The 20,213-nt window shown below is 55.2% G+C and carries 16 protein-coding genes; 8 read left to right on the plus strand and 8 right to left on the minus strand.

Annotation, left to right across the window (positions count from 1 at the left end):
* The first annotated feature begins 49 nt into the window (after nt 1-49).
* The 3 genes from aceE (at nt 50) to lpdA (ending at nt 6,224) form a co-directional block, all read left to right on the plus strand.
* Nucleotides 50-2,716, plus strand: coding sequence for a pyruvate dehydrogenase (acetyl-transferring), homodimeric type (gene aceE / locus WH298_RS13285; RefSeq protein ID WP_007888685.1), 2,667 nt, complete (start codon nt 50-52; stop codon nt 2,714-2,716).
* Between the two features lie 14 nt (nt 2,717-2,730).
* Nucleotides 2,731-4,626 carry a pyruvate dehydrogenase complex dihydrolipoyllysine-residue acetyltransferase gene (gene aceF / locus WH298_RS13290; RefSeq protein WP_180823064.1) on the plus strand — a complete coding sequence of 632 codons (1,896 nt, stop codon included), beginning with the start codon at nt 2,731-2,733 and terminating at the stop codon, nt 4,624-4,626.
* A 173-nt stretch (nt 4,627-4,799) separates the two neighbouring features.
* Nucleotides 4,800-6,224, plus strand: a complete 1,425-nt coding sequence (lpdA, locus tag WH298_RS13295; RefSeq protein ID WP_007888688.1) for a dihydrolipoyl dehydrogenase — start codon at nt 4,800-4,802, stop codon at nt 6,222-6,224.
* A gap of 145 nt (nt 6,225-6,369) precedes the next feature.
* Here lpdA and WH298_RS23715 read toward each other — a convergent pair whose 3' ends face one another.
* Entirely contained in the window at nt 6,370-6,516 is a 147-nt protein-coding gene (locus tag WH298_RS23715) for a Hok/Gef family protein (protein ID WP_180823065.1), read from the minus strand.
* Between the two features lie 279 nt (nt 6,517-6,795).
* Nucleotides 6,796-7,023, minus strand: a complete 228-nt coding sequence (locus tag WH298_RS13300; RefSeq protein WP_339541480.1) for a LysR substrate-binding domain-containing protein — start codon at nt 7,021-7,023, stop codon at nt 6,796-6,798.
* On the opposite strand from WH298_RS13300, the gene WH298_RS13305 reads away from it, so the two are divergent.
* The 3 genes from WH298_RS13305 (at nt 7,010) to yacL (ending at nt 10,761) form a co-directional block, all read left to right on the plus strand.
* Nucleotides 7,010-7,387 (plus strand): aldo/keto reductase, encoded by a 378-nt coding sequence (locus WH298_RS13305; protein ID WP_339541481.1) that lies wholly within the window; start codon nt 7,010-7,012, stop codon nt 7,385-7,387. The two genes, WH298_RS13300 and WH298_RS13305, sit on opposite strands and share 14 nt — an antisense overlap.
* Before the next feature lie 241 nt (nt 7,388-7,628).
* Nucleotides 7,629-10,226, plus strand: coding sequence for a bifunctional aconitate hydratase 2/2-methylisocitrate dehydratase (gene acnB, locus WH298_RS13310; protein ID WP_152929119.1), 2,598 nt, complete (start codon nt 7,629-7,631; stop codon nt 10,224-10,226).
* A gap of 172 nt (nt 10,227-10,398) precedes the next feature.
* Nucleotides 10,399-10,761, plus strand: coding sequence for a protein YacL (yacL, locus tag WH298_RS13315; protein ID WP_007888696.1), 363 nt, complete (start codon nt 10,399-10,401; stop codon nt 10,759-10,761).
* Nucleotides 10,762-10,836: 75 nt separating this feature from the next.
* Here the strand turns inward: yacL and WH298_RS13320 are convergent, their stop codons facing one another.
* The 6 genes from WH298_RS13320 to WH298_RS13345 all read right to left on the minus strand — a co-directional run bounded on the left by WH298_RS13320 (nt 10,837) and on the right by WH298_RS13345 (nt 17,782).
* Complete coding sequence (locus WH298_RS13320; protein ID WP_180823066.1) at nt 10,837-11,880, minus strand: cyclase family protein; 1,044 nt, start codon at nt 11,878-11,880, stop codon at nt 10,837-10,839.
* The gene (locus WH298_RS13325; RefSeq protein WP_180823067.1) at nt 11,877-13,214 is read right to left on the minus strand and encodes an MFS transporter; all 1,338 of its coding nucleotides are present in this window, start codon (nt 13,212-13,214) and stop codon (nt 11,877-11,879) included. Before WH298_RS13325 ends, WH298_RS13320 begins: the two co-directional genes overlap by 4 nt.
* 70 nt (nt 13,215-13,284) lie before the next feature.
* Nucleotides 13,285-14,604 (minus strand): MFS transporter, encoded by a 1,320-nt coding sequence (locus tag WH298_RS13330; protein ID WP_180823068.1) that lies wholly within the window; start codon nt 14,602-14,604, stop codon nt 13,285-13,287.
* A 44-nt stretch (nt 14,605-14,648) separates the two neighbouring features.
* Nucleotides 14,649-15,602: a phosphoglycerate dehydrogenase gene (locus WH298_RS13335; protein ID WP_180823069.1), complete on the minus strand. Its 954-nt coding sequence runs from the start codon at nt 15,600-15,602 to the stop codon at nt 14,649-14,651.
* A gap of 129 nt (nt 15,603-15,731) precedes the next feature.
* A complete protein-coding gene (locus WH298_RS13340; RefSeq protein ID WP_180823070.1) occupies nt 15,732-16,616 on the minus strand; it encodes a dihydrodipicolinate synthase family protein in 885 nt (294 codons plus the stop codon).
* Between the two features lie 17 nt (nt 16,617-16,633).
* Nucleotides 16,634-17,782: an iron-containing alcohol dehydrogenase gene (locus tag WH298_RS13345; protein ID WP_180823071.1), complete on the minus strand. Its 1,149-nt coding sequence runs from the start codon at nt 17,780-17,782 to the stop codon at nt 16,634-16,636.
* Between the two features lie 185 nt (nt 17,783-17,967).
* Between WH298_RS13345 and dtnK the strand changes: the two genes are divergently transcribed.
* Entirely contained in the window at nt 17,968-19,239 is a 1,272-nt protein-coding gene (gene dtnK, locus WH298_RS13350) for a D-threonate kinase (protein WP_180823072.1), read from the plus strand.
* A complete protein-coding gene (locus tag WH298_RS13355; RefSeq protein WP_180823073.1) occupies nt 19,232-20,212 on the plus strand; it encodes a D-threonate 4-phosphate dehydrogenase in 981 nt (326 codons plus the stop codon). The genes dtnK and WH298_RS13355 overlap by 8 nt, the downstream gene beginning before the upstream one ends.
* Nucleotide 20,213 lies beyond the last annotated feature (1 nt).

Here is a 20,213-nt window from a genome sequence, read left to right on the forward strand (position 1 = left end):
AGGCTCCTGATAATTTCAACGTATTAGACACAGATAAGGAATACACCCCATGTCAGAACGTTTACAGAATGACGTGGATCCGATCGAAACTCGTGATTGGCTACAAGCGATCGAATCGGTCATCCGTGAAGAAGGTGTTGAGCGCGCGCAGTATCTGATTGATCAGGTAATGAGTGCAGCACGCAAAGGTGGCGTGAAAGTTGCCGCAGGTTCCTCTGCAATCAGCAACTACATTAACTCTATTGCTGTTGAAGATGAGCCGGACTATCCGGGCAACACCTCTCTTGAACGTCGTATCCGTTCCGCAATTCGTTGGAACGCCATCATGTCGGTGCTGCGTGCGTCGAAGAAAGATCTGGAGTTGGGTGGCCATATGTCCTCCTTCCAGTCTTCCGCGACCATTTATGAAGTGTGCTTCAACCACTTCTTCCGCGCGCGTAGCGACAAAGACGGCGGCGATCTGGTTTACTTCCAGGGCCATATCTCTCCGGGCATCTATGCACGTGCCTTCCTTGAAGGTCGTCTGACCGAAGAGCAGATGAACAACTTCCGTCAGGAAGTGCATGGCAACGGCCTCTCTTCTTATCCGCACCCGAAACTGATGCCAGACTTCTGGCAGTTCCCGACCGTTTCTATGGGCCTTGGCCCGCTGTCGGCGATCTATCAGGCGAAATTCCTGAAGTATCTGGAACACCGCGGTCTGAAGGACACTTCAGCACAAACCGTTTACGCCTTCCTTGGTGATGGCGAGATGGATGAGCCAGAATCCAAGGGTGCGATCACCATCGCCACCCGTGAAAAGCTGGATAACCTGGTGTTCATCATCAACTGTAACCTGCAGCGTCTGGATGGCCCGGTCACCGGTAACGGTAAGATCATCAACGAGCTGGAAGGCATCTTCGCCGGTGCTGGCTGGAACGTGATCAAAGTGATCTGGGGCGGTCGTTGGGATGAACTGCTGCGTCAGGACACCAGCGGCAAGCTGATTCAACTGATGAACGAAACCGTTGACGGCGATTATCAGACCTTCAAATCCCGTGACGGCGCCTACGTGCGCGAGCACTTCTTCGGTAAATATCCGGAAACCGCAGCACTGGTGAAAGATTGGTCAGACGAAGAGATCTTCGCCCTGAACCGCGGCGGTCACGATCCGAAGAAAGTCTACGCAGCACTGAAAAAAGCGCAGGAGACCAAAGGTCAGCCAACGCTGATTCTGGCACATACCATTAAAGGCTATGGTATGGGTGATACTGCCGAAGGCAAAAACATCGCGCACCAGGTTAAGAAGATGAACATGGATGGCGTTCGCTACATCCGCGATCGCTTCAACGTGCCGGTTGCTGATGAGAAAATCGAAGAGCTGCCGTACGTGACCTTCGAAAAAGGTTCTGAAGAGTACAACTATCTGCACGGTCAACGTGAGAAGTTGGGCGGCTACCTGCCAACGCGTCAGGCGCAATTCAGCGAGAAGCTGGAAATGCCAACGCTGGAAGAGTTCCGTCCGTTGCTGGAAGAGCAGAATAAAGAGATCTCCACCACCATCGCCTTCGTGCGTGCCTTGAACGTGATGCTGAAGAACAAGTCGATCAAAGATCGCCTGGTTCCGATCCTCGCGGATGAAGCTCGTACCTTCGGTATGGAAGGTCTGTTCCGTCAGATTGGTATCTACAGCCCGAACGGTCAGCAGTACACCCCGCAGGACCGCGAGCAGGTTGCTTACTATAAAGAAGACGAGAAAGGCCAGATTCTGCAGGAAGGGATCAACGAGCTGGGCGCAGGTTCATCCTGGCTGGCAGCGGCGACCTCTTACAGCACCAACAACCTGCCGATGATTCCGTTCTACATCTATTACTCGATGTTCGGCTTCCAGCGCATCGGCGATCTGATGTGGTTGGCGGGCGATCAGCAGGCGCGCGGCTTCCTCGTCGGCGGCACCTCCGGTCGTACTACACTGAACGGCGAAGGCCTGCAGCACGAAGATGGTCACAGCCACATTCAGTCGCTGACCATCCCGAACTGTATCTCTTACGATCCGTCTTACGCGTACGAAGTGGCGGTCATCATGCAAGATGGCCTGGTGCGTATGTACGGCGAAGCGCAGGAGAACATCTACTACTACATCACCACGCTGAACGAAAACTACCACATGCCGGCGATGCCGCAGGGTGCGGAAGAGGGTATCCGTAAGGGTATCTACAAGCTGGAAACCGTAGACGGTAGCAAAGGCAAAGTGCAGCTGCTGGGTTCAGGTTCAATCCTGCGTCACGTGCGTGAAGCCGCGCAGATCCTGGCGAAAGATTACGGCATCGGTTCTGACGTCTACAGCGTGACCTCGTTCACCGAGCTGGCGCGTGATGGCCAGGATTGCGAGCGCTGGAACATGCTGCACCCAACCGAAGAGCCACGTGTACCGTACATCGCGCAGGTGATGAACGAGGCGCCGGCTGTCGCATCAACTGACTACATGAAGCTGTTCGCAGAACAGGTTCGCAGCTACGTACCTTCCAGCGATTATCGCGTGCTGGGTACTGACGGCTTCGGTCGTTCAGACAGCCGCGAAAACCTGCGTCACCACTTCGAAGTGGATGCATCGTATGTGGTTGTGGCTGCGCTGGGTGAGCTGGCTAAACGCGGCGAAATCGATAAGAAAGTGGTGGCAGAAGCAATCACCAAGTTCAACATCGACGCCGATAAAGTTAACCCGCGTCTGGCTTAAGAGGTAAGAGAGTAATGGCTATTGAAATTAACGTGCCGGATATCGGGGCAGACGAAGTTGAAGTCACCGAAATTCTGGTGAAGGTGGGCGACAAGGTTGAAGCTGAACAGTCGCTGATCACCGTAGAAGGTGATAAAGCCTCAATGGAAGTGCCTTCGCCGCAGGCCGGCGTGGTGAAAGAGATCAAAATCTCAACCGGTGACAAAGTGGAAACCGGCAAACTCATCATGATCTTTGACGCAGAAGGTGCCGCAGAAGCGGCGCCAGCGCCAGCAGAAGAGAAGAAAGCGGAAGCCGCTCCTGCTCCAGCTGCTGCCGCTGCTGCGGTCAGCAAAGAGGTCAACGTACCGGACATCGGCGGCGACGAAGTTGAAGTTACCGAGATTCTGGTCAAAGTGGGCGACACCGTTGCCGCTGAGCAGTCACTGATCACCGTTGAAGGCGACAAAGCCTCAATGGAAGTCCCTGCACCGTTCGCGGGTGTGGTGAAAGAGATCAAAATCGCCACCGGCGATAAAGTGAATACCGGCTCACTGATCATGGTATTCGAAGCAGAAGGCGCAGCGCCTGCTGCGGCTCCAGCAGCCAAACAGGAAGCGGCTCCAGCAGCAGCCCCTGCGGCCTCTGGCGCGAAAGACGTCAACGTGCCGGACATTGGTGGCGATGAAGTTGAAGTCACCGAGATTCTGGTGAAAGTCGGCGACAAAGTAACTGCTGAACAATCATTGATCGTGGTTGAAGGCGACAAAGCGTCAATGGAAGTGCCTGCACCGTTCGCCGGTACCGTGAAAGAGTTGAAAGTGTCGACTGGCGATAAAGTCATCACCGGTAAACTCATCATGGTGTTCGAAGTGGAAGGCGCGGCACCGGCTGCGGCGCCAGCAGCTAAGCAGGAAGCCGCTCCGGCAGCCGAAGCCGCTAAACCTGCCGCCGCGCCTGCCCCTGCGAAAGCGGATGCTAAAGGCGAGTTCGCTGAGAACGATGCTTACGTGCACGCTACGCCGGTGATTCGTCGCCTGGCGCGCGAGTTCGGTGTCAACCTGGCGAAAGTCAAAGGCACCGGCCGCAAAGGTCGCATCCTGAAAGAAGACGTGCAGACTTACGTTAAAGACGCGGTGAAACGCGCTGAAGCGGCTCCGGCTGCTGCAGCCAGCGGCGGAAGCCTGCCTGGTCTGCTGCCTTGGCCGAAAGTGGACTTCAGCAAGTTTGGCGAAATCGAAGAAGTGGAACTGGGTCGTATCCAGAAAATCTCGGGTGCCAACCTGAGCCGTAACTGGGTGGTTATCCCGCACGTTACGCACTTCGACAAAACCGACATCACCGATCTGGAAGCCTTCCGCAAACAGCAGAATGCTGAAGCGGAGAAACGTAAACTGGATGTGAAATTCACACCAGTGGTGTTCATCATGAAAGCCGTTGCCGCTGCTCTTGAGCAGATGCCACGCTTCAACAGTTCACTGTCTGAAGATGCACAGAAACTGACACTGAAGAAATACATCAACATCGGTGTGGCGGTAGATACGCCAAACGGTCTGGTGGTTCCGGTGTTCAAAGATGTGAACAAAAAAGGCATCACTGAACTGTCGCGCGAGCTGATGGCGATTTCTAAGAAAGCACGTGATGGCAAGCTGACCGCGGGCGACATGCAGGGCGGTTGCTTCACCATCTCCAGCCTTGGCGGCTTGGGCACCACGCACTTCGCGCCGATCGTCAACGCGCCGGAAGTGGCTATCCTCGGTGTTTCCAAGTCAGCGATGGAGCCGGTGTGGAACGGTAAAGAGTTTGAGCCGCGTCTGATGATGCCTATCTCACTCTCCTTCGACCACCGCGTGATCGACGGTGCTGATGGTGCGCGCTTTATCACTATCATCAACAACACACTGTCCGACATTCGCCGTCTGGTGATGTGAAGTTAATCAAGGCCGGCGTAAGCCGGCCTTGTTGTAAGCATTCAATGTTGCCGCGGTTGGCAGTTTGTTAACAATTCTGTAAACTCTCGCGGTGAAATGTCCCGGCGGATATAGGGCATTAGAGCTTGGGAAAAGCTTTCTCCTGACTGCCGGTAATCAAACAAGAGGTCATGATGAGTACAGAGATTAAAACTCAAGTCGTGGTACTTGGGGCAGGTCCTGCAGGTTACTCTGCAGCCTTCCGTTGCGCTGATTTAGGTCTGGAAACCGTAATCGTTGAGCGTTACAGCACCCTCGGCGGTGTTTGTCTGAACGTAGGCTGTATCCCGTCAAAAGCGCTGCTGCACGTCGCCAAAGTGATCGACGAAGCAAAAGCCCTGGAAGAGCACGGTATCGTGTTTGGCCAGCCGCAAACTGACATCGACAAAATTCGTAGCTGGAAAGAGAAGGTGATTAACCAACTCACTGGCGGCCTCGCGGGTATGGCGAAAGGTCGTAAAGTGAAGGTGGTTACTGGCCTCGGCAAATTCACCGGTGCTAACACGCTGGTGGTAGAGGGTGAAGGTGGCGCAACCACCATTAACTTCGATAACGCGATCATCGCGGCCGGTTCTCGTCCAATCGAACTGCCATTTATTCCGCACAACGATCCGCGCGTGTGGGACTCTACCGATGCGCTGGAACTGAAAGAAGTGCCGAAGCGTCTGCTGGTTATGGGCGGCGGCATCATCGGTCTGGAAATGGCCACCGTTTACAAAGCGCTGGGTTCAGAGATCGACGTGGTTGAGATGTTCGACCAGGTGATCCCGGCTGCCGATAAAGACGTGGTGAAAGTCTTCACCAAGCGTATCAGCAAGAAATTCAACCTGATGCTGGAAACTAAAGTCACCGCGGTTGAAGCGAAAGACGACGGTATTTACGTATCAATGGAAGGCAAAAAAGCGCCAGCTGACGCACAGCGTTACGACGCGGTGCTGGTGGCGATTGGCCGTGTACCGAATGGTAAAGGTCTGGATGCTGGTAAAGCAGGCGTGGAAGTGGACGATCGCGGCTTCATCCGCGTCGACAAGCAGATGCGCACCAACGTACCGCACATCTATGCCATCGGTGACATCGTGGGTCAGCCAATGCTGGCGCACAAAGGTGTGCACGAAGGCCACGTAGCGGCGGAAGTGATCTCCGGTCTGAAGCACTACTTCGACCCGAAAGTGATCCCATCTATTGCTTATACCGAGCCAGAAGTTGCCTGGGTTGGTCTGACCGAGAAAGAAGCCAAAGAGAAAGGCATCAGCTACGAAGTGTCTACCTTCCCGTGGGCAGCTTCAGGCCGTGCGATCGCTTCTGATTGTGCAGACGGTATGACCAAGCTGATCTTCGACAAAGAAACGCACCGTGTCATCGGTGGCGCGATTGTCGGTACCAACGGCGGCGAGCTGCTGGGTGAGATTGGTCTGGCGATTGAAATGGGCTGTGATGCCGAAGATATCGCGCTGACCATTCACGCGCACCCAACGCTGCATGAGTCTGTTGGCCTGGCAGCGGAAATATTCGAAGGCAGCATCACGGACCTGCCGAACCCGAAAGCGAAAAAGAAATAACTTTTCGCTTTTGATAAATTAACGGCTCCTTTAAGGAGCCGTTTTTTATTAGTCGTTCTGGTTAAATAAAGAAATAAAAAAAGGCGCGTGAGCTAACACATGCGCAATGCCGGAATAGCGGGAGCGAACTCCCGCTAAAGAAGTTTTACTGTCGTGCTTCGTAAGCCATAACAGCCGATAATTCAGCAGCGAATATCCGTAATCGTAATTCACAGAGTGAACTGCGATTTACCAGACACAATCCTAATAGAATGAGCCCGCTGATAATCAGCTTGCTGAATATTGACTTCATAGTCGTGTTCCTCTTGATTTAGCACGAGCAAGCGACTACCCTGACATTTCTCAGGTGTTAGGGTATGTCGCTTGCCCGTGCGGTTAATGAAAATTAACTGCACGGTTTTACGCTCCACAACCTACCTCAATCTTTTCAGCTTGAAGCAAGTTGCCTCAAGCGCCCGCAGGCAGTCTACGCCAAACCTATTTTATTTCACCTTAATTTTAAAATTATTTATAATTAATGATTTTGTTTTTATTTAACTATTTAAATAGATCGCGTAATGGATGGCTTTAATTAGTTATTTGTTTCCTTAAGCCAATCAATAAAATGCCGCAGCGGCGCTGAGAGATATTTACGGATTGGATAGTAGAGCCAGAATCCTTCTTCAACCGCAGTAAATCCTGCCAATATTTCAATTAAATCGCCGCGTTCTACATCTTCCCGCACCGTGCCTTCATGCAGAAAAGCAATGCCCACGCCCGCACGCGCCGCCTGTAAAATCCATTCATTGTTATCCAGCACCAGCGAACCTTTTACCGCCACTTCCTGTCGGCGGCTAGCCGAAGATGATTTCCGTCGTTCTTTACCGCGTTTCCAGCAGGATGCGCAGGCACATAACCAGAAGTTAGTGAATCAACTTTCCGCGATGGCTGCAGGTTATGACGCCACAGCCGCCCAGCTGGCATTGGCGTGGGTGCTGGCGAAGGGTGATTTTATCGTGCCGATTCCCGGAGCCAGTAAAATCGCCCATCTGGAACAGAACTGCGTCGCCGCCTATTTAACATTACGCGGGGTTGATGTCGCCACGCTGGATGAGCTGTTCAGCGTGCACAATATTCAGGGCGCACGTTATAACGACAGCGAGTTTATATTGGTCGATCGATAATCGGTTTCTCCTCGTTTATGCAGCAAGCAGGCTTTCAACGCCTGCTTTTTTTTATGTGATCGCGCGCAATCCGCAGACGAACCTGCTAAATAACGCGCGGATGTTGCTTTTTTGTAAACAGATTAACAATCAGCCGAAATGCTGCTATGCTGCCCCACGCGGAACCGGGCACCTCACCCTACTGTTTGACAGCATCAAGGGGTGCGCCGGAAAGCTATACAATGAGAGCGAGGAGAACGTCGTGCTAGAAGAATACCGTAAGCACGTTGCCGAGCGTGCTGCCCAGGGAATCGTACCTAAGCCGTTAGATGCTTCCCAAATGGCCGCGCTGGTTGAACTGCTGAAAAACCCGCCAGCGGGTGAAGAAGAATTCCTTATCGACCTTTTGGTCAATCGTGTTCCACCAGGTGTTGATGAAGCGGCGTATGTTAAAGCCGGTTTCCTGGCAGCTGTCACTAAGGGCGAAGCCCACTCTCCTCTGGTTACTCGCGAAAAAGCCGTTGAGCTGCTGGGCACCATGCAGGGCGGTTATAACATCCATGCGCTGATTGAAGCGTTAGAAGATGAAGCGCTCGCGCCGATTGCCGCTGAAGCCCTGTCTCACACGCTGCTGATGTTCGATAACTTCTACGATGTCGAAGAGAAAGCCAAAGCGGGTAACCCACACGCGAAAAAAATTATCCAGTCATGGGCCGATGCCGAATGGTTCCTGAAGCGTCCAAAACTGGCTGAAAAAATCACCACCACCGTGTTCAAAGTGACCGGCGAAACCAACACCGACGACCTCTCTCCGGCGCCGGATGCATGGTCACGTCCGGATATTCCACTGCACGCGCTGGCGATGTTAAAAAACGCCCGTGAAGGCATCGAACCCGACGATGCGGGTAACGTTGGCCCGATCAAACAGATCGAAGCGCTGCAGACCAAAGGCTTCCCGCTGACCTATGTCGGCGACGTGGTCGGTACCGGTTCTTCACGTAAATCCGCCACCAACTCGGTGCTGTGGTTTATGGGCGACGATATCCCGTACGTGCCGAACAAAAAGGGCGGCGGTCTGTGCCTCGGCGGTAAAATCGCCCCGATCTTCTTCAACACCATGGAAGATGCTGGCGCACTGCCGATCGAACTCGACGTTGATCGTCTGAACATGGGCGATGTCATTGACGTTTACCCGTACAAAGGCGAAGTGCGCAATCATGAAACCGATGAAGTGCTGGCGACCTTCGAACTGAAGACCGACGTGCTGCTGGACGAAGTCCGTGCTGGCGGTCGTATTCCGCTGATCATCGGCCGTGGCTTGACCACTAAAGCGCGTGAATCACTGGGACTGCCGCACAGCGAAGTGTTCGTGCAAGCCAAAGATGTTGCCGCCAGCACCCGTGGTTACTCACTGGCGCAGAAAATGGTTGGTCGTGCGTGCGGCGTAGATGGCGTCCGTCCAGGCGCTTACTGCGAACCGAAAATGACGTCAGTGGGTTCTCAGGACACCACCGGTCCAATGACGCGTGACGAACTGAAGGATCTGGCGTGCCTCGGCTTCTCTGCCGACCTGGTGATGCAGTCATTCTGCCACACCGCGGCCTATCCGAAGCCGGTCGACGTCACCACGCACCATACGCTGCCTGACTTCATCATGAACCGTGGTGGCGTCTCGCTGCGTCCGGGCGATGGTATCATTCACAGCTGGCTGAACCGTATGCTGCTGCCAGATACCGTAGGTACCGGCGGTGACTCGCATACCCGTTTCCCAATTGGTATATCCTTCCCGGCTGGTTCGGGTCTGGTAGCGTTTGCTGCTGCGACCGGCGTAATGCCGTTGGACATGCCGGAATCGGTGCTGGTGCGCTTTAAAGGTAAAATGCAGCCGGGCATCACCCTGCGCGATCTGGTGCATGCGATTCCGCTGTACGCCATCAAAGCGGGTCTGCTGACCGTGGAGAAGAAAGGGAAGAAGAACATCTTCTCTGGCCGCATTCTGGAAATTGAAGGCCTGCCTGATCTGAAAGTTGAGCAAGCTTTCGAACTTTCTGATGCTTCCGCTGAACGTTCTGCTGCCGGCTGTACCATCAAGCTGGATAAAGCGCCAATCATCGAGTATCTCAACTCGAACATTGTGCTGCTGAAGTGGATGATCTCTGAAGGCTACGGCGATCGTCGTACGCTGGAACGCCGCGTTGAAGGCATGGAAAAATGGCTGACCGATCCGCAACTGCTGGAAGGCGATGCAGATGCCGAATACGCTGCGGTGATCGACATCGATCTGGCCGAGATCAAAGAGCCAATTCTGTGTGCACCGAACGATCCAGACGACGCGCGCTGGTTGTCTGACGTGCAGGGCGAGAAGATCGACGAAGTGTTCATCGGTTCGTGCATGACCAACATTGGTCACTTCCGCGCGGCAGGTAAACTGCTGGATGCCCATAAAGGTCAGTTGCCAACCCGTCTGTGGGTTGCGCCGCCAACGAAAATGGACGCCGCACAGCTGACCGAAGAGGGCTACTACAGCGTGTTCGGTAAGAGCGGTGCGCGTATTGAGATTCCGGGCTGTTCACTGTGCATGGGTAACCAGGCGCGTGTGGCGGACGGCGCGACGGTGGTTTCCACCTCAACCCGTAACTTCCCGAACCGTCTCGGTACCGGTGCTAACGTGTTCCTCGCATCGGCTGAACTGGCAGCGGTAGCTTCACTGCTCGGTAAACTGCCAACGCCGGACGAGTACCAGCAGTTCATGCTGCAGGTGGATAAGACCGCGGCAGACACTTACCGTTACCTCAACTTTGATCAGCTGGGACAATACACTGACAAAGCAGATAGCGTGATCTTCCAGACTGCCGTTTAATCGGTTTTCCGGATGAACAAGGGGACGATGAAAATCGTCCCTTTTTTTATGCGCTTTTTTCCGCTGACATCTCCAGGCATAATGCGAGCGCGATCCCACTTTATTCAGCGTGCTGCGCACAAAATGCACTAAGACAGTGCCGCACGGCGCGTCATCAGTATGAGGCAAATCCATGGAGTATGAATTTCTGCGTGATTTGACCGGGCAGGTCAAAGTGCGTATGTCGATGGACCACGAAGCGGTGGGTCACTGGTTCAATGAAGAAGTCAAAGACAATCTGCCGTTGCTGGATGAGGTTGAAGCCGCCGCCCAACAGGTAAAAGGTACCCTTAATCAGTGGCAGCGTGTGGGGCATGAATACACGCTGTGGCTGGACGAAGAAGAGGTGATGATTCGTGCCAACCAGCTAGCGCTGGAAGATGACGGCATGGAAGAGGGCATGACCTATTACGACGAAGAGAGCCTGTCGTTTTGTGGTGTGGAAGATTTTCTTGCGGTGATCGCGGCATACCGGCAGTTTATTGCGGGTAAGTAATACCGGTGCGCATTCACGCGCACCTTATACCTTAGTATTGCCATGCATGGCGACTACGTCGATATTTGTACTTATCTACACTGTCGCAATCGGCGTAGCGGGCGAGCCTACCGCGCCTGGCAAACGTAGCGGCGGTGCGGTGAGCAGAAACGCATGGCGCTGATGCTGCGCCAGCCAGTCGGCCAGCGGACTCAGCAGCATTAACTCCCCAAGATAGACGCCCAGCCGGAACAAGCAGAGATCGTGCAGCGGATGTGACGGATAGAAATCATCATTCATTGGCCGCGCTGGGAGTATTTCCACCGCCGGGTTATCTGCGATTAATGCCACTACGCCGCTTTCAGCAACCCAGTTGCGTAATGCCCGATCGCTACCGTCCAGCCCGGCAAAATGCGTGTTGAGGAAGTCCATATCCGGTTTACCCTGCATGGCGAGAATGGCTTCGTCCATGCCGGTGCGGAAGCAGACGAAATCGCCCGGTCGCACTTCAATATTATCGGCCTGCAGAATCTGTTGCAGATGCGAATAACCAAATGCAAACCGTTGGTTACCGAAATGGCGTTTGATATCAATCATCACTGCACGTCCCTGCATACCCTGCGCTGCCATGTTCTCAATGCCCAGCGCTTTGGCACCGAGATGGCAGCCGTGATCGCAGCCACAACCAGCGCGGTAATCGGTTTCGCCGACAATATCCACATTGGCCTTGTAACCGTTGTAGAACACCATTTCCGGCTCGCCGTTATCGTTAACGTCAAACCACTGGCCCATATGCGCCAGGCTGTCCCATTGCGTTGAATATTGCAGTGCCAGCGTTACGCTATCGTCGCAAATCACATCGGTAAGCTGCGGATTATCACGCGAAAGAGGATAGGTCATATTGGCATGTTCACCGCGTCGCGTGGCATTGAGTTGAGGTGGTGGACGGCGTGGATTCATCGCCGTACCGCCGGGCAAATCGAGTGGCAAACTCAGGCAGAAGGTTTCGCCCGTCTTCACCTCTGCGATACCTTCCCGCACTTTGGCAGCCGTAAGCAGATTAAGTCGACCGAGCTGATCATCCGCACCGAAATCGCCCCATGTCGATTGGGCCGGACGTTTTTTCCAACGCGCATTCATACTTCTCTCCTTAAGGTGCCATCCAACGCGGCATTACGCTCTGCACCCATTGGCTCTACGCGCGGCAGCCAGAACGCGTAAATCAGCGCACCAACCACGCCAATAACACCGGCAATCTCCAGTGGAATTACGAACGAATGGGTGAACTGCATCAGCACGCCAATCAAAATCGGTGAGATGATCCCGGCAAGATTTGCCGCCATGTTTTGAATGCCGCCGATAGTCGCCACATTGGCGCGATTGGGCGCAACGTCCGAAGGTAACGCCCATAATGCTGCCGAAGCAAACGTGGCGGCGAAGTTGGCAAAGCACAGCGCCGCCAGCGCCAGGCCTACGGTCGGCGAGAAGGCCGCCAGCCCAATTGTCGCGCTACCGAGCATGCCGCCTACCAGCGGGATCTTGCGCGCCACGCTGAGCGAATAGCCACGACGTACCAGCGCATCCGACAGCAATCCGCCACACCAGCCACCAACAATTGCGGCAACGCCCGGCAGCATGCCGAGTAAGCCGAACTTCATCAGCGACAGATGAAAGGTTTCCACCAGATAGGTGGGAAACCAGGTGAAGAAAAAGTACGAGACGAAGTTGATACAGAAGAATCCGGCCATCATCGCCTGCACGGTGCGCTGACCCAGCAGCTGGCGCACGCTCATCGGATCGCCGGTTTGCGGATCCTGGTTGGCTTCGATAAATTCCACTTCTTCGCGCGTTACGCTGGAGTGCTCGCGTGGATCGCGATACCACAGATACCACGCCAGCGCCCACACTACCGCTACCACGCCCGAAATCACAAAGGTCATACGCCAGCCGACCAGTGCAATCAGAAAAGAGATGATCGGAATGGCCAGCGTGCCGCCAATTTTGCTGCCGTTATTGAATGTTGCGGCGGCGAAGCTGCGCTCCTGGCGCGGGAACCAGCGCGTAACCGTTGAGGAGCTGGCGGGATAGCTTGGCGCTTCCACGGCACCGAGCACAAAGCGAAAGCCAACCAGCGCCGCAATTGAACTGGCAAGTCCGCATGCGGCAGTGGCTAATCCCCATCCAAGGCTACTCAGCGCAAAGGTAATGCGCGGACCGAGTTTATCCACCAGCCAGCCTCCTGGCAGTTGAAACAGCACATAGCTCCAGAAGAAGGCGGAGAGCAACAAGCCGCTGTCGGTAGGCGAAAAGTTCAGCTCCTGGCTCATAAACGGCATCGCTACGCTCATTGCAGCGCGATCGATATAGTTGATGGCAATGCCGACGGACAGCACCGTAAGAATGACGAAACGAAATTTCCCTTTCGCTTTACTTGCCGAAATTGCAGCAGGTGATCCATTGGAATGTAGCGACATCATCGCCTCCAATTATTTTTATTTTCAGTAGGGGAAAATCCGCATCAGAACGATGCGGCGGGTTAGGCGCTTACGCGCCGCTTGCCACAGAATGGGAGTGCGTCACCTGTTCCTCATCCACGATAGGTTCAACTTTACCCATCAGGAACAGATAGTTAAGGATACCAATCACCACCAGCACCGCCGAGAACACCAGTGCCCAGGTGAAGTGGCCGGTTGCACCGACGATGGCGCCGGTAATAATCGGGCCAACGGCACCGCCCATGTTGGAGACGGTGTTTTGCAACCCGGCGACAATCGATACGCTGTTTTGCGGCGCAACATCGCCCGGCAGCGCCCATACCTGTGAGGCCGCAACGGTGGTGCCCGATTTTGCGATACACAGCAGCAGCACGGTCATGAACACTGAGTCGGTAAACGGCGCAAAGCCGATGCACAGCGCCATCAACAGGCCAATGGTGAGGAACAGTTTGCGCGTGGCGGTCAGCGACAGCACTTTATTATGCACCATGCGATCCGATGCCCAACCGGCCAGCACTTCAATCACCATGCCGCAAATCAGCGGCAGCGCAGCCACCATCCCCATTTTAAGGAAATCCATGCCTTTATCTTTCACCAGATACGTCGGCAGCCAGGTGATAAAGAAGTAGGAGGTGTAGTTGATGGTGAAGAAACCAATGCACATCGCCCAGATATTGCGATAGCGCAGCAGCTTGTACCACTTCATCGGACGCACGCTTTTATCGCCATGCTTCTGCGCCTGGCCGTCACGGATAAAGCGCACTTCCTCTTTGCTGATCGACTGATGATCTTCCGGGTTTTCGGCGTAGATAAAGTACCAGGCGATAACCCAGAACAACCCTAATGCACCAATGGCGAGGAAGGTTAGACGCCAGTCGAACATGGCGATCATAAACACAATCAGCGGCATCGCCACCGCCCCCCCAAACTTCGAGGCGCTGTCGAACAGGCCCGACACCGTGGCGCGTTCGCGGTCCGGGAACCAACGCGCGGTGATGCCGGCGTTGCTCGGATAGGCAGCCGCTTCACCCACGCCTAGCGCTAAACGCAGCGCCAGCAGCGATTTAAAGCCGGTCGCCAGACCCATCGCCATGGTGGCGATTGACCACCAGCCGACGGCAATTCCCAGGCCTTTTTTCTGGCCGAAGCGATCGGCAAACCAGCCCGCCGGTATCTGCAGCAGCGCGTAAGACCAGAAGAATGCGGCCATGATAAAGCCCATCATTTCTGGATTGATATCGAGCTCTTTGATCAGATGCGGTGCCGCCGCCGAGAGAACGGTGCGGTCAATGTAGTTAATGGCGATGGCCAGCCACATCAGGCCAGCGATCCACCAACGGATACGACTCGAGCGTGCAGAGTTAGTCATAATAATTATCCACTCGAAAAAGGGTTACAGGGAAAGGCGGCGAATTATTCCAGCCCATTCATCACGTTAAGCGGGCGTTCACCCTGGCAAATGCACTGCACGATTTGCGTCACGCAACGTTCGCCTATCGCGCTGATGGCACCGTCGGTATAACCGGCGAGGTGCGCGGTGGGGATGAAGTTGCTGAGCGTGAACAGCGGATGCTCCGTCAGCGGTTCTTGCACGAACACGTCAGCCGCAGCTCCGGCAATCACGTTATCCAGCAGCGCCTGATAGAGATCCTGCTCATTCACCACACCGCCGCGTGAGGCATTAATCAGGAAGGCACTCTTCTTCATGCGTTTCAGCCGGGCGGCATCAAACAGGTGGTGGGTTTTGTCGGTCAGCGGCATATGCAGGGTGATGAAATCGCTGGTTTCCGTCAGCTGATCCAGCGTGACGAATTCGATGCCGTGCTCGGCAGCAAATGTCTCATCTGGATAAAAATCGAAGGCAATCACCCGCATGTTGAAGCCTTTAGCGCGCAGCGCGACCTGCTTGCCGATATTGCCCAGCCCAATAATGCCCAGCGTTTTGCCGTAGACATCGGTGGCAAAAATGCGCGGCCAGTGTCCGGCGCGCGTTTCAATCGCCGCCTGAGTTACCTGGCGCGCGCAATTCAATATCAGCGCGAAGGCGAAATCGGCCACCGCATGTTTGTTGGCGTCCGGCACGTTAGTGACGTAAATACCGCGTGCGCACGTGGCATCCAGATTGATATTGTCGACGCCCACGCCGTGCTTACAGACGATTTTCAGCTGTGGCGCCAGCGCCAGCAGCGCCTCGTTGACGTCGGTAAAGGCGACGATCAGCGCGACCGTATCAGCCAGATGCGGCTCAAGCGCGCTTAGCGGCGCATCGGCGGGCAGGGTGATCAGCTCAAAACCCTGTTGTTGTAGGGTTTCAATGGGCGTCGCCTCATATTTAGCAAACGACGGTGAGGTGCAGATGACTTTCATAAATCTTCCCGATGTTGAAAATACAGCTAAGAGCCGGTGCCGCGATTAACACGGTGCGCATAAATGCGCACCCTACAAAACGCGTAGGGTCGCCATTTATGGTGACCTGGCAGGCCGCTCACCCGGTGATTACTGCAAATATTGATTCACGATCTGACGAATTTTCTGCTCTTCGTCGGCAGAGAAACTCACCGCATAGCGGCTGTCGCCCACGTCAAAGCCGAGCAGCGACACCGCTTTTTTTACTGCAGCAGGCGAGAAGCCGACGCTATACAGATCGGTGCGCAAGCCGGTGACATTTTCCTGCGCCAGACGAGAACCTTCGATATCGCCAGCGTGGAAGCGTGCCCAAATGGCGTTGATCTCTTTGGGGGCGACGTTGGCGAGCCCTGAAATACAGGCCGAGCAGCCGTCGACGAAGCCCTGATGAATCAGCGAATCCGGGCCATTCAGTACATCGAAGCTATCGATGCCTGCTGCCGCCTGCAGAAAACCGCTCAGGCTTTCATAGCTGCCAGCGCTATCTTTGATGCCGATGATGTTCGGATGCGCAGCCAGCGTGCGCACGGTCTCCGGCTGCAGCGTGTTGCCCGTGCGCGCCGGGATGTTATAGAGGAACAGCGGCACATCGATGGCGTCAGCTACCGCGCGATAGTGGGCGATCAGCTCTTCCTGTTTCAGCGGCACGAAGTAGGGCGTAATCACCGAAACCGCATCCACGCCCAGCTTCGCCACTTGCTTGCCGAGACGAATGGTTTCACGCGTCGAGATTTCGCCAATGTGCGCCACTACCGGCGCGGTGCCGTTAACTTCATCGACGCAAGTCTGTGTCACCGCCAGCTTCTCCTGCTCGTTCAGCACGAAGAATTCACCGTTGGTGCCGCCGCAGAAAATACCGTTGCCAGCACTTAACTGGCGTTTGACCTGCTCGCGCTGGGCGACGGGATTAAAGGCACCGTCGCGTTCGAAGGTGGTAACGATGGCGGTTAACACGCCCTGAATTTTCTTACTCATGTTGTCCTCGATAATGCTTAGTGGCTCAAAGCGGGAAACAGCGTCAGGTAGACGTTGCGTACGTCATCTGCGCCCACTTTCATCGGTACATTCTTCATCAGACGCTGCACGTCGAGTGCGGCTTCAACCAGATACGGCAGGTGATCCGGGCCGATACCCAGCTCTTCCAGACTGGCGGGCAGCTTTAGGCGTTTTACCAGCGCGGCGAAGTACTCAACCAGCGCGTGAGATTTGGCTTCTTCATCCAGTGACGTATCGGCATCGGGCAGCAGATCGTAAGCCTGAGCGAATTTGCTCACCGCCGCTGGACGCACAAAGCGCATGCACGGCGCGAGCAGAATGGCGTTAGCCACACCGTGCGGCAGATGATATTTACCGCCCAACGGATAGGACATGGCGTGAACCAGATGGGTACCGGCATGCGCAATCGACGCACCGCCATAATAAGATGCCCACAGCATATTCAGGCGCGCTTCAAGGTTATCCGGCTCAGCGAGAGTGGTTTCGAGGCTGGCAAACAGCTTTTTCATGCCGATCAGCGCATAGTTATCGCTTACCGGATTCGCCACGGTAGCGGTAAAGCATTCGATCAGATGGCACAGCGCATCGATACCGGTAGAAGAGGCGATATGCGGTGGCATGCTGGTGGTGAGCTCCGGTATCAGCGCGACATAATCCGGCAGCATCACCGGCGTGATTATGCCGACTTTGGTCTCTTTCTCCGGGATCGCCAGAATGGCGTTCGGCGTGGCTTCCGAGCCGGTGCCCGCCGTGGTGGGAATCAGCAGCGAAGGGGTGCGCGTCTGCGGTTTTTCACCGGCCAGCAGCGCATCCAGCGTTGGCGCGTCCGCGACGCACAGAATAGAGAGCAGCTTAGCGACATCCAGTACGCTGCCACCGCCGACGCCAATCACCAGATCGACATCGGTGGCCGGTAGCGCAGCGACAATGGCCGCCACATCGTGCTGGCTTGGCTCTGGCGGCACCGAATTGACGATGCTCAGGCTAGCCAATTGTTGCTGCAGCTGGGCGATCAGCCTCTGAACCGCCGGAATGCCTTCGATATTCTTATCGGTCACCAGCAGGGCTCTCTTCTTACCTCGTAGTAGATAGCTGAGGTCATTGAGCGCCTGAAAGCCACTTATCACGGTGCTGTTGATATTCATTACATACCCTTATCGCGTTTTTTGTGCTGAATGATTAATTTTGCTCAAACAGCGCGAGGTCCATCATTTCAGTGCCTAATTTTATAGGACAAATTGATTTCAATTAATTTGATCTTGCTCACATATAATCAATCATGATTGAATATAATCATTGCAGCACGGCAGTAGCCGTTAAAGGAGAGAAAATGACTTCACAGCCATGGAAAACGCCCGTCTTAGTGATTGCCGATGATTTTACCGGTGCTAATGATGCGGGCAGCGGGCTGGCACGCGCCGGAGCGCGCGTGCATGTGCTGTTTGACAGCAGCACACCCCATCCAGCTGGCAGCGCTGATGTGCTGGTGATCAGCACCGATAGCCGCGCGGTAAACGCGCAAGAAGCGGCGCGTCGCACCCTTGCTGCGCTGGAGCAGCATCAGGCGATGGCCAACGATGGCTGGCTGTTTAAGAAGATCGATTCCACGCTGCGCGGCAATCCCGGTGCGGAAATCAGCGTGGCGCTGCAGGCCAGCGGCAAAAAATTAGCATTGGTAGTGCCGGCGGTGCCGAAACTGGGGCGTACCACGCGCAACGGTGAAGTCTGGATCGATCAGCAGCGTTTGATTGATACCGAATTCGCCAGCGATCCCAAAACCCCGGTTACCAGCAGCCATGTGCTGACGTGCCTGCAAATGCAGAGCATCTTGCCCGGCGAGACCCTCGACCTCGCCACGGTACGCGGCGCACAACTGGCCCAGGTACTGGCGCACAAACAGGGGTTGCTGGTGGTGGATATCGAGCAGGACGCCGACCTTGCCTTATTAATGGCGGCGGCGGCCGCGCTAGATGAGCGGCCACTATTGGCCGGAGCCTCAGGCCTGAGCGATGCGCTGGGCGAACTGCTGGCTGCCCGTCGGCCGCGTCCGGTGCTGGCGGTGGTGGGTTCGATGAGCGCAATGGCGCAGCAGCAAATTGCGCGCCTTGCCAGCCAGCGCGACATCCGCATTATCGACATTGATATCCGCCAGCTGTTTGCCCAGCCTGCCTGGCCGCAAGCCGCCGTATGGCAACAGGCGATGCTGCAGGCGCTGCACGATGGCGCGCATTGCGTGCTGCGCACCACGCAGCATGTCGATCAGCGTCACGACATTGAGCAACTCTGCCAGCAGCATCAGGTTTCGCGGCAGGCATTAGGCGAACGCATCTGCCAGTTTCTCGCGCAGTTAACCAGCACCGTTTGTCGTCAGGTGCAGCCTGCGGGGCTTTATCTCTCCGGCGGAGATGTGGCGATTGCCGTGGCGCAGGCATTAGGTGCCAGCGGTTTCCAGATTCAGGGCCTGGTGGCGGGCTGTGTGCCGCACGGGGTTTTGCTTAACAGTGAATTACACCTGCCGGTGATGACCAAAGCAGGTGGCTTTGGTGACGAAAACACCCTGGTAGAAGCCATTCGTTTTATTGAGGAGAAGTTGAGTGAATAAAATTATTGCGATTACCATGGGCGATCCGGCGGGCATTGGCCCGGAGATCATCATTAAAGCGCTGGCAGAAGGTGATTTAGCGGGCGTGCCGGCCGTTGTAGTCGGCTGCGCGAACACGCTGCGCCGGGTGATGGGGTTAAATGTGACGCCGCAGGCTGAGCTGCGCGTGCTTGACCAGGTTAACGATGCGCACTTCGCGCCGGGCATTATTAATGTGATTGATGAACCGCTGGCGGATGCGGATGCGCTAAAACCGGGCGTGGTGCAGAAAGAGGCGGGCGATCTGGCGTGGCGCTGTGTTAAGCGCGCCACCGAATTGGCACTGGCCGGAGAAGTTCACGCCATAGCGACCGCGCCGCTGAATAAAGAAGCGCTACACTCGGCAGGTCACCTGTATCCTGGCCACACTGAACTGCTGGCACAGCTCACCAATACTAAAAACTACGCCATGGTGCTCTACACCGATAAGCTGAAAGTGATTCACGTCACGACGCATATCGCGTTGCGTAAGTTCCTCGACACCTTAAACGGTGAACGCATTCAGACGGTGATCGGCATGGCCGACAGCTTCCTGCGCCGCGTCGGGTTCGATAAGCCGCGCATCGCGGTGGCGGGAGTTAACCCTCATGCCGGTGAAAACGGTCTGTTCGGCGATGAGGAGATCACTATCGTCGCGCCTGCGATTAACGTGATGAAACAGCAGGGCATTGATGTGCATGGCCCATGCCCGCCCGATACCGTGTTCCTGCAGTGTCAGGAAGGGCAGTACGATATGGTGGTCGCGATGTACCACGATCAAGGACATATCCCACTGAAGTTATTGGGTTTCTATGATGGCGTGAATATTACTGCGGGCTTGCCCTTTATCCGCACATCGGCGGACCACGGCACCGCATTTGATATCGCCTGGACAGGTAAAGCGAACTCTGCGAGCATGGCAATCTCCATTAAACTCGCGATGCAGCTTGCATAGG

The sequence above is a fragment of the Pantoea nemavictus genome (assembly GCF_037479095.1).
Taxonomy (GTDB): domain Bacteria; phylum Pseudomonadota; class Gammaproteobacteria; order Enterobacterales; family Enterobacteriaceae; genus Pantoea; species Pantoea nemavictus.

Bases quoted from the DNA above. Each gene is read 5' to 3' on its own strand.
- aceF (WP_180823064.1), top strand. From the start codon at position 2,731: ATGGCTATTGAAATTAACGTGCCGGATATCGGGGCAGACGAAGTTGAA.
- WH298_RS13340 (WP_180823070.1), bottom strand. From the start codon at position 16,616: ATGAGTAAGAAAATTCAGGGCGTGTTAACCGCCATCGTTACCACCTTC.
- WH298_RS13320 (WP_180823066.1), bottom strand. From the start codon at position 11,880: ATGAATGCGCGTTGGAAAAAACGTCCGGCCCAATCGACATGGGGCGAT.
- lpdA (WP_007888688.1), top strand. From the start codon at position 4,800: ATGAGTACAGAGATTAAAACTCAAGTCGTGGTACTTGGGGCAGGTCCT.
- yacL (WP_007888696.1), top strand. From the start codon at position 10,399: ATGGAGTATGAATTTCTGCGTGATTTGACCGGGCAGGTCAAAGTGCGT.
- dtnK (WP_180823072.1), top strand. From the start codon at position 17,968: ATGACTTCACAGCCATGGAAAACGCCCGTCTTAGTGATTGCCGATGAT.
- WH298_RS13325 (WP_180823067.1), bottom strand. From the start codon at position 13,214: ATGTCGCTACATTCCAATGGATCACCTGCTGCAATTTCGGCAAGTAAA.
- WH298_RS13345 (WP_180823071.1), bottom strand. From the start codon at position 17,782: ATGAATATCAACAGCACCGTGATAAGTGGCTTTCAGGCGCTCAATGAC.
- WH298_RS13330 (WP_180823068.1), bottom strand. From the start codon at position 14,604: ATGACTAACTCTGCACGCTCGAGTCGTATCCGTTGGTGGATCGCTGGC.
- aceE (WP_007888685.1), top strand. From the start codon at position 50: ATGTCAGAACGTTTACAGAATGACGTGGATCCGATCGAAACTCGTGAT.
- WH298_RS13335 (WP_180823069.1), bottom strand. From the start codon at position 15,602: ATGAAAGTCATCTGCACCTCACCGTCGTTTGCTAAATATGAGGCGACG.
- WH298_RS23715 (WP_180823065.1), bottom strand. From the start codon at position 6,516: ATGAAGTCAATATTCAGCAAGCTGATTATCAGCGGGCTCATTCTATTA.